At 58.7% G+C, this 14,083-nt stretch carries 18 protein-coding genes; 6 read left to right on the top strand and 12 right to left on the bottom strand.

What is annotated here, in order from left to right:
• Nucleotides 1–54: 54 nt before the first annotated feature.
• The 4 genes from modC to AB4O41_RS01275 all read right to left on the bottom strand — a co-directional run bounded on the left by modC (nucleotide 55) and on the right by AB4O41_RS01275 (nucleotide 3,862).
• Nucleotides 55–1,134 (bottom strand): molybdenum ABC transporter ATP-binding protein, encoded by a 1,080-nt coding sequence (gene modC / locus AB4O41_RS01260; RefSeq protein WP_460145856.1) that lies wholly within the window; start codon nucleotides 1,132–1,134, stop codon nucleotides 55–57.
• A gap of 3 nt (nucleotides 1,135–1,137) precedes the next feature.
• On the bottom strand, nucleotides 1,138–1,818 hold the full coding sequence (modB, locus tag AB4O41_RS01265; RefSeq protein WP_460145857.1) for a molybdate ABC transporter permease subunit: 681 nt from the start codon (nucleotides 1,816–1,818) through the stop codon (nucleotides 1,138–1,140).
• On the bottom strand, nucleotides 1,819–2,577 hold the full coding sequence (gene modA / locus AB4O41_RS01270) for a molybdate ABC transporter substrate-binding protein (protein ID WP_460145858.1): 759 nt from the start codon (nucleotides 2,575–2,577) through the stop codon (nucleotides 1,819–1,821).
• A gap of 223 nt (nucleotides 2,578–2,800) precedes the next feature.
• On the bottom strand, nucleotides 2,801–3,862 hold the full coding sequence (locus AB4O41_RS01275; RefSeq protein ID WP_460145859.1) for an NAD(P)H-dependent flavin oxidoreductase: 1,062 nt from the start codon (nucleotides 3,860–3,862) through the stop codon (nucleotides 2,801–2,803).
• Nucleotides 3,863–4,022: 160 nt separating this feature from the next.
• Between AB4O41_RS01275 and acuI the strand changes: the two genes are divergently transcribed.
• Together acuI and AB4O41_RS01285 are read left to right on the top strand one after the other, a co-directional pair.
• Entirely contained in the window at nucleotides 4,023–5,006 is a 984-nt protein-coding gene (acuI, locus tag AB4O41_RS01280) for an acrylyl-CoA reductase (NADPH) (RefSeq protein ID WP_460145860.1), read from the top strand.
• Between the two features lie 53 nt (nucleotides 5,007–5,059).
• A complete protein-coding gene (locus AB4O41_RS01285; protein ID WP_460145861.1) occupies nucleotides 5,060–5,548 on the top strand; it encodes a GyrI-like domain-containing protein in 489 nt (162 codons plus the stop codon).
• On the opposite strand, the gene ada is transcribed toward AB4O41_RS01285, so the two are convergent.
• The 5 genes from ada to AB4O41_RS01310 all read right to left on the bottom strand — a co-directional run bounded on the left by ada (nucleotide 5,512) and on the right by AB4O41_RS01310 (nucleotide 8,682).
• Nucleotides 5,512–6,585 (bottom strand): bifunctional DNA-binding transcriptional regulator/O6-methylguanine-DNA methyltransferase Ada, encoded by a 1,074-nt coding sequence (gene ada, locus AB4O41_RS01290; RefSeq protein ID WP_460145862.1) that lies wholly within the window; start codon nucleotides 6,583–6,585, stop codon nucleotides 5,512–5,514. The genes AB4O41_RS01285 and ada overlap by 37 nt on opposite strands.
• An 87-nt stretch (nucleotides 6,586–6,672) precedes the next feature.
• Complete coding sequence (gene alkB, locus AB4O41_RS01295) at nucleotides 6,673–7,353, bottom strand: DNA oxidative demethylase AlkB (protein WP_460145863.1); 681 nt, start codon at nucleotides 7,351–7,353, stop codon at nucleotides 6,673–6,675.
• The gene (locus tag AB4O41_RS01300) at nucleotides 7,343–8,053 is read right to left on the bottom strand and encodes a 2OG-Fe(II) oxygenase (protein ID WP_460145864.1); all 711 of its coding nucleotides are present in this window, start codon (nucleotides 8,051–8,053) and stop codon (nucleotides 7,343–7,345) included. The genes alkB and AB4O41_RS01300 overlap by 11 nt, the downstream gene beginning before the upstream one ends.
• 127 nt (nucleotides 8,054–8,180) lie before the next feature.
• Complete coding sequence (locus tag AB4O41_RS01305) at nucleotides 8,181–8,351, bottom strand: hypothetical protein (protein WP_162232616.1); 171 nt, start codon at nucleotides 8,349–8,351, stop codon at nucleotides 8,181–8,183.
• Nucleotides 8,352–8,379: 28 nt separating this feature from the next.
• Nucleotides 8,380–8,682 (bottom strand): DUF1883 domain-containing protein, encoded by a 303-nt coding sequence (locus AB4O41_RS01310; RefSeq protein WP_123358511.1) that lies wholly within the window; start codon nucleotides 8,680–8,682, stop codon nucleotides 8,380–8,382.
• Nucleotides 8,683–8,894: 212 nt separating this feature from the next.
• Here AB4O41_RS01310 and AB4O41_RS01315 point away from each other — a divergent pair, with 212 nt between their 5' ends.
• Complete coding sequence (locus AB4O41_RS01315; RefSeq protein ID WP_460145865.1) at nucleotides 8,895–9,251, top strand: hypothetical protein; 357 nt, start codon at nucleotides 8,895–8,897, stop codon at nucleotides 9,249–9,251.
• 76 nt (nucleotides 9,252–9,327) lie between these two features.
• Nucleotides 9,328–9,558: a hypothetical protein gene (locus tag AB4O41_RS01320; protein ID WP_007935641.1), complete on the top strand. Its 231-nt coding sequence runs from the start codon at nucleotides 9,328–9,330 to the stop codon at nucleotides 9,556–9,558.
• 151 nt (nucleotides 9,559–9,709) lie between these two features.
• Here AB4O41_RS01320 and AB4O41_RS01325 read toward each other — a convergent pair whose 3' ends face one another.
• Entirely contained in the window at nucleotides 9,710–9,991 is a 282-nt protein-coding gene (locus tag AB4O41_RS01325) for a hypothetical protein (protein WP_095053888.1), read from the bottom strand.
• 125 nt (nucleotides 9,992–10,116) lie between these two features.
• Entirely contained in the window at nucleotides 10,117–10,329 is a 213-nt protein-coding gene (locus AB4O41_RS01330) for a hypothetical protein (protein WP_460145866.1), read from the bottom strand.
• Between the two features lie 233 nt (nucleotides 10,330–10,562).
• Between AB4O41_RS01330 and galU the strand changes: the two genes are divergently transcribed.
• A complete protein-coding gene (gene galU, locus AB4O41_RS01335) occupies nucleotides 10,563–11,402 on the top strand; it encodes a UTP--glucose-1-phosphate uridylyltransferase GalU (RefSeq protein ID WP_007900040.1) in 840 nt (279 codons plus the stop codon).
• 130 nt (nucleotides 11,403–11,532) lie between these two features.
• Nucleotides 11,533–12,891 carry a glutathione-disulfide reductase gene (gene gorA, locus AB4O41_RS01340; protein WP_460145867.1) on the top strand — a complete coding sequence of 453 codons (1,359 nt, stop codon included), beginning with the start codon at nucleotides 11,533–11,535 and terminating at the stop codon, nucleotides 12,889–12,891.
• Here gorA and AB4O41_RS01345 read toward each other — a convergent pair.
• The gene (locus AB4O41_RS01345; RefSeq protein WP_460145868.1) at nucleotides 12,888–13,907 is read right to left on the bottom strand and encodes a DNA-binding protein; all 1,020 of its coding nucleotides are present in this window, start codon (nucleotides 13,905–13,907) and stop codon (nucleotides 12,888–12,890) included. The two genes, gorA and AB4O41_RS01345, sit on opposite strands and share 4 nt — an antisense overlap.
• Nucleotides 13,908–14,083 lie beyond the last annotated feature (176 nt).

Consider the following 14,083-nt stretch of genomic DNA (forward strand, 5'->3'; position numbering starts at 1 on the left):
ACCGCGCGCTATCGTCGGGGTGCCTAGAGACTGCCTAGAGAGTGCCGACAGATTTTATGCCAGCACCGCCACCGCTTTGATCTGCGCCCAGAGCTGCTGTCCGGGGTGCACGCCCAATTGATCCCGGGAATAGCGGGTGATCCGCGCCAGCAGCGGTGTGTCGCCCGCGTTCAGGCGAATCAGCACGTGAGCGGCGTTATCGGCGCCGATTTCACTGATCACCGTGACCGGCAGGCGATTGAGGATGCTGCTTTGCTCGACGCCTTGCAGACTCAGGCTGACATCCCGCGCCTGAACCTTACAGCGCAGCGCTTGGCCTTCAGCCATCGGCGAATGGGTGACCCGAATGCTCAAATCCGTGTTGGGCAGTTGCAAGGTCAATAATTGGTAGTCGGCGTCATAAGCGCTGACGTGCCCTTCGATCACTACGCCAGCATCGTCACCGAGCGCCAGCGGCAGATCGAGACGGGCCAGGGTTTCGCCGATCGCGCCGCTGGCTAAAGCTTTGCCATTGCTGAGCAGGACGAGGTGGTCGGCGAGTCGCGCGACTTCATCCTGAGAATGGCTGACGTACAGCACGGGAATGTCCAGCTCATCGTGCAGGCGTTGCAGGTAAGGCAGGATTTCGTTTTTACGCTGGGTATCGAGCGCCGCCAGCGGTTCGTCCATCAGCAACAGTTTCGGGCTGGTGAGCAGGGCGCGAGCGATGCCGATCCGCTGGCGCTCACCGCCAGAAAGGTTTTGCGGATCACGATCGAGCAAATGGCCGATCCCCAGCAACTCCGTGGCATGCGCCATGTCGACCCGGCGCTGTTGGCGAGGGATGCGCCTGAGGCCGAACTCCAGATTGGCCCGCACCGATAAATGTGGGAACAGGCTGGCTTCCTGGAAGACATAACCCAAAGCACGTTTATGCGGCGGGACAAAAATCCCCTTGTCGCTGTCTTGCCAGACTTCGTCGTTGACCTGAATAAAACTTTGTTCGGCCTGTTCCAGACCGGCGATGCAGCGCAGGCAGGTGGTTTTGCCCGAACCGGAATGACCGTAAAGCGCCGTCACTCCGCGGCCGGGCAGTTGCAGGTCCACATCCAGGGAGAATCCCGAATAATTCAGTTTCAAGCGCGTATGAATCATCGATCAGCTCCAGACCGCTTTGGTTTTACGGCTGGAGTAGAGCGCCAGCAATACTGCAAACGAGAACGCCAGCATCGCCCCGGCCAGCCAATGAGCCTGGGCGTATTCCATGGCTTCGACGTGATCGTAGATCTGCACCGAGACCACGCGGGTCTTGTCGGGAATGTTGCCGCCGATCATCAGTACCACGCCGAACTCGCCGACGGTATGGGCGAAACCGAGAATGGCCGCGGTGATGAAGCCGGGGCGGGCCAGCGGCACGATCACGCTGAAGAACGTGTCCCAGGGATTGGCGCGCAAGGTTGCAGCCACTTCCAGTGGGCGAGTGCCGATGGCGGAAAAAGCATTTTGCAGTGGTTGGACCACGAACGGCATGGAGTACAGCACCGAGCCGATCACCAGCCCCGTAAAACTGAAGGTCAGGGTGCCGAGGCCCAGTGATTGGGTGAACTGACCGATCCAGCCGTTCGGGCCGAGTGCCAGCAGCAAATAAAAGCCGATCACTGTGGGCGGGAGCACTAGGGGCAGGGCGACGATCGCCCCGATCGGGCCGCGCAGCCAGGAGCGGGTGCGCGACAGCCATAACGCAATCGGAGTGCCGATGACCAACAGGATCACGGTCGTCAGGGACGCCAGTTTGAGAGTCAGCCAGATGGCGGAATAATCGGCACTCGATAGCGTCATTTAGAGTTGGTAACCGTAGGATTTGATGACAGCGGCGGCTTTCGGACCTTTGAGGTAGTCAACCAGCGCCTTGGCGGCCGGGTTGTCCTTGCCCTTGTTGAGGATTACCGCATCTTGTTTGATCGGGTCATGCATTTCGGCCGGAACGATCCAGGCCGAACCGCTGGTGACTTTGCCGTCTTTGTAGATCTGCGACAAGGCCACAAAACCGAGTTCGGCGTTGCCGGTGGATACGAACTGGTAGGCCTGGGTGATGTTCTGGCCTTCAACGAGCTTGTCTTTGACTTTGTCGGTCAGGCCCTGCTTGGCCAGCACTTGGGTGGCGGCCAGGCCATACGGGGCAGCTTTCGGGTTGGCGATGGACAAGTGTTGATACTGATTGTCGCTCAGCACCTTGCCCTTGGCGTCGACGTAACCGTCCTTGGCCGACCACAGCGCCAGGGTGCCCACGGCGTAGGTGAAGCGCGAGCCTTTGACAGTGTCGCCTTCGGTTTCGAGTTTTTTCGGGGTGGTGTCGTCTGCCGAGAGGAACACTTCGAACGGCGCGCCGTTCTTGATCTGGGTATAGAACTGGCCGGTTGCACCAAAGGAGGTGACCAGTTTGTGCCCGGTGTCTTTCTCGAAATCAGCTGCAATGGCCTGGATCGGTGCGGTGAAGTTGGCGGCAACAGCGACCTGGACTTCATCCGCCTGGGCGGAGCCAAAAGCGAACACGGTGAACAGGCACGCGGGGGCAAAACGTGAGGCACGAATGATCATGAAACGGCTCCGTGGCAGGCGAGAGGAAACGCTATATAGCGGAATATATAGCGAATCGCCTGTAAACGGAACTTGTCGGGTGCAGAGAGCGGGTTGGCACTGAATGCTGCTAAGTGCGGAAACTGTGGGAGCGGGCTTGCTCGCGAAGGCGGTGTGTCAGGCGACATCAATGTTGACTGTACCGTCGTCTTCGCGAGCAAGCCCGCTCCCACAGGTTTTGTGTCTAGTGAGTCAATTTGGCCAACGCCTCATCCGCCAAACGCCGAGTCAGCTCAGCCGAAGTCATTTCAACGCCCAGCGTGAACGCCTGCCCGGCCCAAAGGCTGCTGAAATCCGCCTCTGCTTTCGCTCGCAATGGCATCAGCGCACCGCCCGCCAGGGGGAAGGCCGGCGCTTTGGTGCTCATCGGGCCCAGCTCACGCATCACTCGATTGAGAATCCCGCGTGCCGGGCGCCCGGTGAAAATATTGGTGAGCGCCGTCTCACTTTCCTTGGCCGTGCGCAACGCCTTTTGGTGAGAAGCGCTGACCTTGGCCTCAGGCGTGAACAAATAAGCCGTACCCACCTGGACCGCCGAAGCGCCCAGTATAAACGCCGCCGCGACGCCGCGCGCATCTCCAATCCCGCCTGCCGCAATCACCGGCACACTCACCGCATCGACGATTTGTGGCACCAGGGCAAAGGTCCCCACCTGGCTGCTCAGGTCATTACTGAGGAACATTCCCCGGTGGCCGCCAGCCTCGTAGCCCATGGCGATGATCGCGTCGCAACCATGCTGCTCCAGCCAGACGGCTTCTTCGACCGTAGTCGCCGAGGAAAGAATTTTCGCGCCGGTGGCTTTTACCCGATCCAGCAGGGATTCTTCCGGCAAGCCGAAGTGAAAACTCACCACTTCAGGACGAAACTCTTCGAGCACTTCACAGGCCGCATTATCGAACGGTGCACGATTGGACACTGGCGTCGGCGCGTCGAAATCGACTCCCAATTCCCGATAGTACGGTTCCAGCAGGTTCTTCCAGTCCCGGGCACGTTGCTCATCGGGCGGTGGAGGTTGATGGCAGAAGAAGTTGACGTTGAACGGGCGCTGGGTGTGTTGGCGAATCGTTTTCAGCTCCTCGCGCAACTGCTCGATGCTCAGCATCGCGGCGGGCATCGAGCCCAGGCCGCCAGCATTGCTCACCGCAATCACCATGGCCGACGTCGTCGCGCCGGCCAAGGGGCCTTGGATGATCGGCAGTTCGATCCCGAGCAGGTCAAGAATGCGGGTGTCTGGCCATTGGCTCATGTGCAGTGTTCTCCGACGTCGGTAGAAGCGAATTTGTATCAGTAATGACTGACACAAGGCCAGTCGAGTTTGAGGATTGGCTTAAAGTCGGCTACGGCGATGTGTTTTCATGTGTTATTTCAACAGCACGACAACTGAGCGATTCCATCGGGAGGCAGTGATGTTCAAAGGCATTTTGATCGACAAGGACGACAGCGGCTACCGCGCCACCTTGCAAGAGATCAGTGATGATCGATTGCCTGAAGGTGATGTGACCGTGCGTGTGGCGTACAGCACGCTGAACTTCAAGGATGGCCTGGCGATCACCGGCAGCAGCCCGGTGGTGCGCAAATTCCCGATGGTGCCGGGGATTGATCTGGCGGGCACTGTCGAAGTCAGCGGTCATCCAGACTACAAGGTCGGTGATCAAGTCCTGCTCAATGGCTGGGGTGTGGGTGAAGGACATTGGGGCGGATTGGCGCAGAAAGCTCGCCTGAATGGCGACTGGCTGATCCCGTTGCCCAAAGCATTCACCGCTGCGCAAGCAATGGCCATCGGCACGGCCGGTTACACGGCGATGCTGAGCATCCTGGCGCTGGAGCACAACGGCGTGAACCCCGAGCAGGGCGAAGTGCTGGTGACGGGCGCCAACGGTGGCGTAGGCAGTTTCGCCATTGCGCTGCTGAGCAAGCTCGGCTATCGCGTGGTGGCATCCACCGGCCGCACCGCCGAGCACGAATATCTCAAGCAATTGGGCGCCAGCGAAATCATCGATCGCGCCACGTTGTCGGAGCCGGGCAAACCGTTGGCCAAGGAGCGTTGGGCGGCGGTGATCGACTCGGTCGGCAGCCACACGCTGGCCAACGCTTGCGCAAGCACTCGGGCCAATGGCACCGTCGCCGCCTGCGGTCTGGCCCAAGGCATGGACTTCCCGGCCTCCGTTGCGCCGTTTATTTTGCGCGGTGTGACCCTGGCCGGCATCAACAGCGTGACCCAACCCAAAGCCAAGCGGATACTGGCCTGGAATCGCCTGGCCAAGGACCTGGACTTCGCCTTGCTGCCGCTGATCAGTCACGAAATCGGCTTGAGCGAAGCCATCGACGCTGCGCAGCGCCTGCTTGCCGGCCAGTTGCGCGGCCGCGTGGTGGTCGACGTCAATCGTTGATCGTCTCGGCGCCAATCAAACAGACAAACTGTAGAAACAAGGAAATAGCGACAATGGATGTAAAGCTACGTGAAGTGTTGCCCTTTAGCGTCTCGGGGTTGCAGGTGCGAACCCACAATGCCGCAGAACAGCAGCCAGAGACCGCGCGTATCGGCCCTATGTGGGAACAGTTTTTCGTTGAGGATGTTTTCGACAAGATCGCCCACAAACAGCCGGACTCCTTTATGTACGGCGTCTATTCCAACTACGAGTCCGACGCTTCGGGCCACTTCGATGTGACCGCGGGTGCAGCGGTCACCGCGCCCTCCGAGGACTTTGCGCAGATTCAAATTGAGGGTGGCGATTATCTGGTGTTCAGCGCCAAAGGACCGATGCCCGACAGCGTCATTCAGACGTGGGGCCTGGTCTGGGCTTACTTCGAGGATAACCCGCAGGTTCGCCGCAAGTTCGCCACGGACTTCGAGGTCTACACCGGTCCGGAGTCCGTGGCGGTCTATATCGGTATTCAGGACTCAGCCGCGTTTTCGCGTTCCAGCAACTGACGCTTGCGCTCCACGCCCCAGCGATAGCCCGACAGGTTGCCGTCGCTGCGCACCACGCGATGGCAAGGGATCGCCACCGCCAGGCTGTTCGCGCCACAGGCCTGGGCCACGGCGCGCACGGCTTTCGGTGCGCCGATGCGCTGAGCGATATCGGCATAACTGGCGGTGCTGCCGGCAGGAATCTCCCGCAGGGCTTGCCACACTCGCTCCTGAAACGCCGTGCCGCGTACGTCCAGCGGCAAGTCCAGGCCGAGGGCCGGGGCTTCGATAAAACCCACCACTTTGGCGATCAACTGCTCGAACTCATGATCGGCGCCAATCAGGTTGGCGCGCCGAAATTTGTCCTGCAGATCACAGACCAATTGATGCGGATCGTCCCCCAGTAGAATCGCACAAACGCCGCGCTCACTTTGCGCGACCAGAATCGCCCCGAGGGAACATTGGCCGACGGCAAAACGAATGTTGTTGTTCTGCCCGGCCGCCCGGTAATCGCCGGGCTTCATGCCCAGCAGTTGATCCGCGGCCTCATAGAATCGGCTGTTGGAATTGAATCCGGCGTCATACAGCGCGTCGGTGACCGTGCCGCCGTCCGCCAGGCGTTCGCGAACCTTGCGTGAACGATGGGCCGTGGCATAGCCCTTGGGCGTCAGGCCGGTGATGGCCTTGAACACGCGATGGAAGTGGAAACTGCTCAGGCCGGCAGCGTCCGCCAGTTCATTCAACGCCGGTAGCGTCTCGGCGGATTCGATGTGACGACACGCAGAGGCTACTGTTGTGGCGTGCTGTGCGGCGACGTCGCTTTGGTCCTTCGCGGCCCGTTTACTGGGACGATAACCCGCCGCCTGGGCTTGCTCGGCGGTGTCGAAGAATTCGACATTCTGCGGCTTCGGCAAGCGCGCCAGGCTGCTGGGGCGGCAGTAGATGCCGGTGGTTTTCACCGCATACACAAACTGCCCGTCGGCGCGGGGATCGCGTGCGACCACGGCAGCCCAGCGAGGATCGTTTTCGGTGGCGATATTTTTCGAATGAGTTGTCATGGCTTCATGTCCGTTGACCCGTTTCATGCAGATTAACCAGCCGGCAGAGACGCCACACTCCGGGTCTTGCGGTCGAATTTAACGGTTTCATCCCGCGGTACGAAAGGTGAAGTTGATCCGCTGTTCGCCCAACTGAGGGTGATAACCCTCCTTGATCGGCAATACGCCGTGATAACGCAAACGGTCCACGCCACCCCAGACCACGATGTCGCCGTGCAACAGCGACACGCGTTGGCTTTTGGCGCTGCGTTCGAAGCCACCAAACAGAAACGTCGCCGGCAACCCCAAGGATACCGACACGATGGGCGCCGCGTAGGAGCCTTCGTCTTTGTCCTGATGCAACGACATCCTGGCACCGGGAATATAGCGGTTGATCAGGCAGGAATCCGGTACGAAATCGATAAACCCTGCCTCTCGCGCCGCCGCTTGCGCCAGTTCGAAAAACACCTCGGGCATTTCGGGCCAAGGGTCGCCAGTCTGCGGATCGTTGCGAGTGTACGTGTAGCCGCTACGGTCGGTGGTCCAGCCCCAAGTGCCGCAACTGCTCAGCGCCACCGACATCGTAAAGCCGCCGGGTGTGACCATCTGCCGAAAAGGGGCTGCAGCCAGAACCGCCTCCAGCGCCGGCAGCAATCGATCGAGCCAGGGCAGGGCAAAGCCTCTAAGCACGTAGGATTGTTCGCCGATTTGCTCGCGCCTGGGTTGTTGCTCGGGCTCGGCATCGGCAAACAAATCGAGGGTGATCGGGCTCATGGGGTCATAGCGCATCGTGAAAGATGATTCCAAGGGTATGCCGTTTTCCACTGTGCAGGCGACTCACCCCGTGACGCATGGTCACTCGGTAGTAGCCGCGAACACCTTTTACCGGGCGCTGATTCACGGCAAAAATCAACGCGTCGCCTTTCTTCAGGCCGATGACTTGCGGGCGCGACTGCATCCGTGGACGTTGTTCGGTCAGCACAAACTCGCCGCCGGTGAAATCTTCCCCCGGTTCTGACAGAAGAATCGCCACTTGCAGCGGGAAAACGTGTTCGCCGTACAGATCCTGATGCAAACAGTTGTAATCCTGCGGGCCGTATTGCAGCAACAAAGGTGTCGGGCGTTCCTGACCGGCGGCATGACAGCGTTGTAGAAACGCTTCGTGCGATTCGGGGAAGCGGGTCGGCAGGTCCATCGATTCGTACCAGCGATTGGCGATTGGAACCAGTTGAGGGTAGAGCGCGCTACGCAACCGGGCGACCGGATCCGGCAGCGGGTACTTGAAGTACTTGTACTCACCACGGCCAAAACCGTGGCGAGCCATCACCACTTTCGAGCGAAAGGGTTCGGGCCGGTCGTACAGGGCGCTTATTTCATCGCAGGTCTCAGGGCTTAAAAACGACCTGATGACTGCGCAGCCATCCTGATCGAGTAGCTGCGCAAGTAGGGCCCAGTCGAGGGCGTCGTTGTGAATCGGGTCGGTAAACAAGGGTTCTGACTCCTTGACCAAAAGGTCGAGGCGGCCAGTTTAGTGAGCGTTGCGGGAGTGGACACTCCGGCGCTTGCGGTCGAATTTGAAAGGGGAGCAGACGTCCATGTTGTCGCTCCAGATCGCTTTACAGCGCTTTGCTCACACTGATCTCGCTGATGACATCTTCAGTCTGACCATGAATAACGTCCAGTGCAGCCTTGGCTTCTTCTTCGGTGCCGTTTTCAAGCTGGGCGAATTCGAAGCGGCGCTCGCCGTTGAGTTTGTATTTGATGACGTACTTGGTCGTCTGAGCCACGGTCATACCTGCCTGTTTTCGTATGGGCTCAGCTCAGTTTCGAGCTGGAGCGGCGGATGATTTTGATCGAGTGCGTCAGGGTCGGTTTGCGGGTCACGCTGATCGGCCGGCGGGTGACCATATCGATGGTGATGTTCCAGAAACCGGTGCTCGGCGCAGTGATCCGGGCCGGGAAGGTGTCGAATGCGCCGCCGTGGTAGGTATGACGGCCGCCATTCTTGAAACTGCGGAAATTGGCGTCGTTCATCAAGCGGATGTTGCACATTTGGGAGCACTGGATGACGACGATGTCGTCTTCGTTGAGGTGCTCGCGCTGGTGGATAAATTTCATGAGGCGCCTCCAGAAGGGCTTTTTCTACAAAATCAAAACGATAGCATGGGCGATTGGCGCAGTTTATCAGCCCGAACAGGTTATTATCCGGCTGTCGGGGTGCGCTTTGACAATTAAAAACAGTTATCCGGAATTCTATGAGCGATAAAAGCAGTGAGCCTCGGAGAAAACCTGTATTTGAACTGTCGGAAAGTCTTTATTGGAGGTTTTGTATGAAGTGGGGTGTTCTGGTCATGCCGTTGGCATTGGCAGTGGGTGGATGTGCGAGTGTCTCGGACATCAATGAGTCGTTGCCCACTATGAGCGTGATTTCAGGCAAAAAACCCCAAGAGTACGCGCAGTGCCTGGTCGAAAAACTGGCCGATAGCCGTGGTGCCCTGCAAGTCGAGCCGCACAAGGACGGCGTGCGGGTTATCGTGCCGCAGAAGTTCTCGTCGGGGCCGGCAGCGGTATTTGAAATTGAAGACCGCTCCAGCGGCAGCAGCATCAAGCTGCATGAGCGCATCTCCAATGTGCCTTTACGCCCATGGGATGTGCGTAATGCTGCCACCGCGTGCATATCCGGCTGATAAACTACTCCGAGTCAGCATCGATGCCGTCAAAGTCGCGCTTTGACGGCATTGTCATTTCTGGAGTTTAGTAAGCATGAAGCGAGAGCAGGTGCGGGAGCGCCATGCAGAGGGTCATATCTCTGCCACCCACGTGATTCAGAACCCGGCGAACCCGGGGGAGTGGATCGTGTTTTTCAAGAAAAGCGCCGGGCGCAGTTTTTTCCTGGTGGATGACAATGATGAAGTCGAGTCCTTCAGTCGCCTTGACGATTTGATCGAGACCGTGCGCGGGCTCGGGATCAAATTCGCCGAAATCCATATGTAGGGCAGGGGCCAATGCCAGTCAGTTAAGCGCAATCCATGTGGGAGCGGGCTTGCTCGCGAAGAGGGCGGCACAGTAAACATTGAAGTTGCCTGATCCACCGCTTTCGCGAGCAAGCCCGCTCCCACAGGTTTCGGCATTGGGACAAGATGCCCTATTTGCAGACCACTACCACGCTGCGATTTTTGTAGTTGCCGACGTCGACGCCCAGGGTCTTGTCGCTTTCCTGGGGCGACGGTGTGCCGTCGGTACCGACAATCCGATAGCCGGTGCCGGCGCAAGAGGCATCGGCTTTTTCGTAGCAGGTGGCCCAGGAATTGGCCTCACCGGAGCAATCGATGGTCAGCCCCTGTTCACCATTGTCCAAGTAGGTTTTTTCAGCCGAGGCACAGCCCGCCAAGGCCAGAACTGCAAACAGCGCCAGTATCGTTTTCATGGAATCAGTCATCGGGAGGGGAAGGGCTGGCGCGAGGGTATAGCGAATGGCCATTTCGGTACAGATAAACACATCACCGAGTCCCCGTTCAATGCTCGAACGGCATTTGCCGGGGCCGGTCCTGGTCATTTCTTGCGGCGGGGGCTCCGAGCTGGCGCTGCTTCACGGGGCGCGGCCGGGGCAGAGCGGTCGTCCTGGAACACCGCAGCCACTTCCACCGCCATCGCCTTGCTGGGCAATGGGCCGGCGACCTGTTCGCCGTGGTAATTGACTATCCACCACTGACCTTCCTCGTCCTGGCTGACCGAATAACCGTTTGCGTTTTGTGCTGCCGACATATAACTGCCTCGTTGGCGGGATCAAGGCGGCCATAATACGTCAAATGCACGCAAACGGCGCTCATGGGCGTAGAGTGGGACCGCTCGATCCGTCGAACCGGAAGCCGATTGAACTATTCGCCGGTTTATTTCTCTATGATGGCAGCGGTTAGCCAGCGCGGGGCATTGTAAGGTGCACGCCGCCTGATTAGACTGCGCCGAAACTCGTACACACAGCCCTTTCAAGGACTTATATGATCAAGAAATGCTTGTTCCCAGCAGCCGGTTACGGTACTCGCTTCCTGCCAGCGACTAAAGCCATGCCCAAAGAAATGCTGCCGGTGGTAAACAAGCCACTGATCCAGTACGGCGTCGAAGAAGCACTGGATGCCGGGTTGACCGAAATCTCCATCGTCACCGGTCGCGGCAAGCGCGCCCTGGAAGACCACTTCGACATCAGCTATGAGCTGGAAAACCAGATCAAGGGCACCGACAAGGAAAAATACCTGGTCGGCATCCGTAAGCTGCTCGACGAGTGCTCGTTCTCTTACACTCGCCAGACCGAAATGAAAGGCCTGGGCCACGCGATTCTGACTGGCCGCCCGCTGATCGGCGACGAACCGTTCGCCGTGGTACTGGCGGATGACTTGTGTGTAAACCTGGAAGGCGACGGCGTACTGACCCAGATGGTCAAGCTGTACAAGCAGTTCCGCTGCTCGATCGTTGCCATTCAGGAAGTCGATCCGCAAGAAACTCACAAGTACGGCGTGATTGCCGGTGAGATGATCCGCGACGACATCTACCGCGTTCACAGCATGGTTGAAAAACCAAAGCCTGAAGATGCACCGTCGAACCTGGCGATCATCGGCCGTTACATCCTGACCCCGGACATCTTCGACCTGATCGAACAAACCGAGCCAGGCAAGGGCGGCGAAATCCAGATCACCGACGCCCTGATGAAACAGGCGCAAAACGGCTGCGTCATGGCCTACAAGTTCAAGGGCAAGCGTTTCGACTGCGGTGGCGCCGAAGGCTACATCGACGCGACCAACTTCTGCTTCGAGAACTTCTACAAGACTGGCAAGGCTTACTGATAGCGCCTGAGCTGCTTGTACTGAAAAGCCACCTTCGGGTGGCTTTTTCATTTTCCGGCCCCACATAGTTGTCAACGCTTGCCCAAAGGGCGCCCGCAGGTATGCTGGTGGCCTGCCGAGGAGAATAGAAATGGCCTACGATTTTGACCTTTATGTGATTGGTGCCGGTTCCGGCGGTGTGCGGGCTGCGCGGTTTGCGGCCGGTTTTGGTGCGAAAGTTGCCGTGGCCGAGAGCCGCTATCTGGGCGGTACGTGTGTGAACGTCGGCTGCGTGCCAAAAAAATTGCTGGTCTATGGAGCGCACTTCGCCGAAGACTTCGAGCAGTCGCAAGGCTTCGGCTGGACCCCGGGTGAGGCGAAGTTCGACTGGGCGACGCTGATTGCCAACAAGGATCGCGAGATCAATCGCCTGAACGGCATCTATCGCAATCTGCTGGTCAACAGCGGTGTGACCTTGCATGAAGGCCACGCGAAAATCGTCGATCCGCATACCGTCGAGTTCGATGGCAAACGCTACACCGCCAAGAACATCCTGATTGCTACCGGTGGCTGGCCGCAGATCCCGGAGATTCCGGGGCACGAGCACGCGATCAGTTCCAACCAGGCGTTCTTCCTTAAAGAGCTGCCCAAGCGCGTTCTGGTGGTCGGTGGCGGCTACATTGCGGTGGAGTTTGCCGGGATTTTCCACGGGCTAGGTGCCCAGACCACGCTGCTGTATCGCGGTGATCTGTTCCTGCGCGGCTTCGACGGTGCGGTGCGCAAACATTTGCAGGAAGAACTGACCAAGCGCGGCATGGACCTGCAATTCAATGCCGACATCGAGCGCATCGACAAGCAAGCCGATGGCAGCCTGAAAGCCACGCTCAAGGATGGTCGCGTACTGGAGGCGGACTGCGTGTTCTACGCCACCGGCCGGCGTCCGATGCTCGACAACCTGGGGCTGGAAAACACCGGCGTCAAACTCGACAAGAAAGGTTTTGTCGAGGTCGATGAGCAATATCAAACCGCAGAGCCATCGATCCTGGCCCTTGGCGATGTAATCGGTCGGGTGCAATTGACACCGGTCGCGCTGGCCGAAGGCATGGCTGTGGCGCGGCGTTTGTTCAAGCCAGAGCAATATCGCCCGGTGGATTACAAGATGATCCCGACCGCCGTGTTCAGCTTGCCGAACATCGGCACTGTCGGCCTGACCGAAGAAGAGGCGCGAGAGGCCGGGCACGATGTGGTGATCTTCGAAAGCCGTTTCCGGCCGATGAAGCTGACCCTGACCGAATGCCAGGAACGCACCTTGATGAAGCTGGTGGTGGACGCCAAGACTGACAAAGTCTTGGGCTGCCACATGGTTGGCCCGGAGGCCGGCGAGATTGTTCAGGGGTTGGCAATTGCTCTGAAGGCGGGCGCGACCAAGCGTGATTTCGACGAAACCATCGGCGTGCATCCGACCGCCGCCGAAGAGTTCGTCACCATGCGTACGCCAGTCGCGGGTTAATTGTCCTTGCGCGAAGCTGATGCGTTGGGCCCTGTCGCAACGACAGCGGCCTGACGCACACTTTCATCCAGGCTTGCCTGCAACTTGATCAGTTCAACTTCCAGCGCTTTGTTGATGTGCGACTGTTCATCGATGTTCTGCTTGAGTGACTGGCTTTCCAGCAAGGCAGTGCGCAAGCGTTCCTGGAGGAGGGTGCGTTCGCTGTCGATGCGGTTGACCTGTTCCAGCAGCTGATCTTGTCGGCTGTTGGTGTGCTTGAGTTGCTCTTGCGACAGGCTCAACTCGCGCAGCGTTCCGCGGTTTTCCGTCAGCAAGCGCTCGTTGTCGCGATGCAGTTGGGTGATTTCATCCTGGCGTACCAGTGCGCTTTGCTGCGCCTGACGCAACTCCATCTGAATCTGCTGCACCTGACCTTCGTGGCGGCGCTGCTCCTGTTCGCGCTGGTCCTTGACGGCATTGCGGTAGTGTTCCAGTGCCTCGCGGGCGTGTAGGTGCTTTTCTTCCAGTGAGCGGATCTGCTCGTCCTTGTCCTGCAAGCGTAATTCGAAATCTGCCAACGCCTGGTTCAGCCCGGCGTTGCGGGTTTGCTCGCTTTGCAGCATGGAGCGGATGTCATGCAGTTCTGCCGATTCCTGGGTAAGCGCCAGGCTTTGAATTTCGTATTGCTGCTGCAATTCGGTATTGGCCAAGCCGGCCTCATGCAGTTGGGTTTCCAGCTCTTTTCGTTGTTGCTCGAACTGTGCGCGTGCCTGGTCGATGGGTTCTTGCGCCTGTTCTTTCAGGCGTTGCGCCAAGCGCGACACCAGGCTTGTCAGTTCATCATCGATAGGCTCGGAAGGTGCTTGCTCGGGCTCGGCGCCGTCATCGAGTTCCTTCATATAGCGATGGATTGTGGTTTTTGAACCGGTATTGCCCATCTCTATCCGCACCGCATCGATGCTCGGGTGTTCGCCCCGGGCAAGGATTGCTGAGCGTGCCGCCTGTACCAGTGCCTTGTTTACGCCGCCACGTGCCATGTGTTCTCCTACGATTTGATACTGTGGTACGTGCCACTAATATGCGTAATGTACCACGACAAGAAAAAAGTTAAAATCTTGCGATTTTTCATGCGGGATATACTGGTATTACCCCGTGTGATGCGCTGTAATTCGGGTTTCACCCGCCAGAGCGGTACGTTTTCGAGAACTGAGCC

This window comes from Pseudomonas sp. S2_A02, assembly GCF_054668495.1.

What these genes read in the sequence shown, in the direction of transcription:
- AB4O41_RS01330 (WP_460145866.1), bottom strand. Translation starts at nt 10,329, where the DNA reads ATGTCGGCAGCACAAAACGCAAACGGTTATTCGGTCAGCCAGGACGAG.
- ada (WP_460145862.1), bottom strand. Translation starts at nt 6,585, where the DNA reads ATGACAACTCATTCGAAAAATATCGCCACCGAAAACGATCCTCGCTGG.
- AB4O41_RS01275 (WP_460145859.1), bottom strand. Translation starts at nt 3,862, where the DNA reads ATGAGCCAATGGCCAGACACCCGCATTCTTGACCTGCTCGGGATCGAA.
- modA (WP_460145858.1), bottom strand. Translation starts at nt 2,577, where the DNA reads ATGATCATTCGTGCCTCACGTTTTGCCCCCGCGTGCCTGTTCACCGTG.
- galU (WP_007900040.1), top strand. Translation starts at nt 10,563, where the DNA reads ATGATCAAGAAATGCTTGTTCCCAGCAGCCGGTTACGGTACTCGCTTC.
- alkB (WP_460145863.1), bottom strand. Translation starts at nt 7,353, where the DNA reads ATGCGCTATGACCCCATGAGCCCGATCACCCTCGATTTGTTTGCCGAT.
- acuI (WP_460145860.1), top strand. Translation starts at nt 4,023, where the DNA reads ATGTTCAAAGGCATTTTGATCGACAAGGACGACAGCGGCTACCGCGCC.
- gorA (WP_460145867.1), top strand. Translation starts at nt 11,533, where the DNA reads ATGGCCTACGATTTTGACCTTTATGTGATTGGTGCCGGTTCCGGCGGT.
- AB4O41_RS01310 (WP_123358511.1), bottom strand. Translation starts at nt 8,682, where the DNA reads ATGAAATTTATCCACCAGCGCGAGCACCTCAACGAAGACGACATCGTC.
- modB (WP_460145857.1), bottom strand. Translation starts at nt 1,818, where the DNA reads ATGACGCTATCGAGTGCCGATTATTCCGCCATCTGGCTGACTCTCAAA.
- AB4O41_RS01315 (WP_460145865.1), top strand. Translation starts at nt 8,895, where the DNA reads ATGAAGTGGGGTGTTCTGGTCATGCCGTTGGCATTGGCAGTGGGTGGA.
- AB4O41_RS01345 (WP_460145868.1), bottom strand. Translation starts at nt 13,907, where the DNA reads ATGGCACGTGGCGGCGTAAACAAGGCACTGGTACAGGCGGCACGCTCA.
- modC (WP_460145856.1), bottom strand. Translation starts at nt 1,134, where the DNA reads ATGATTCATACGCGCTTGAAACTGAATTATTCGGGATTCTCCCTGGAT.
- AB4O41_RS01325 (WP_095053888.1), bottom strand. Translation starts at nt 9,991, where the DNA reads ATGAAAACGATACTGGCGCTGTTTGCAGTTCTGGCCTTGGCGGGCTGT.
- AB4O41_RS01285 (WP_460145861.1), top strand. Translation starts at nt 5,060, where the DNA reads ATGGATGTAAAGCTACGTGAAGTGTTGCCCTTTAGCGTCTCGGGGTTG.
- AB4O41_RS01320 (WP_007935641.1), top strand. Translation starts at nt 9,328, where the DNA reads ATGAAGCGAGAGCAGGTGCGGGAGCGCCATGCAGAGGGTCATATCTCT.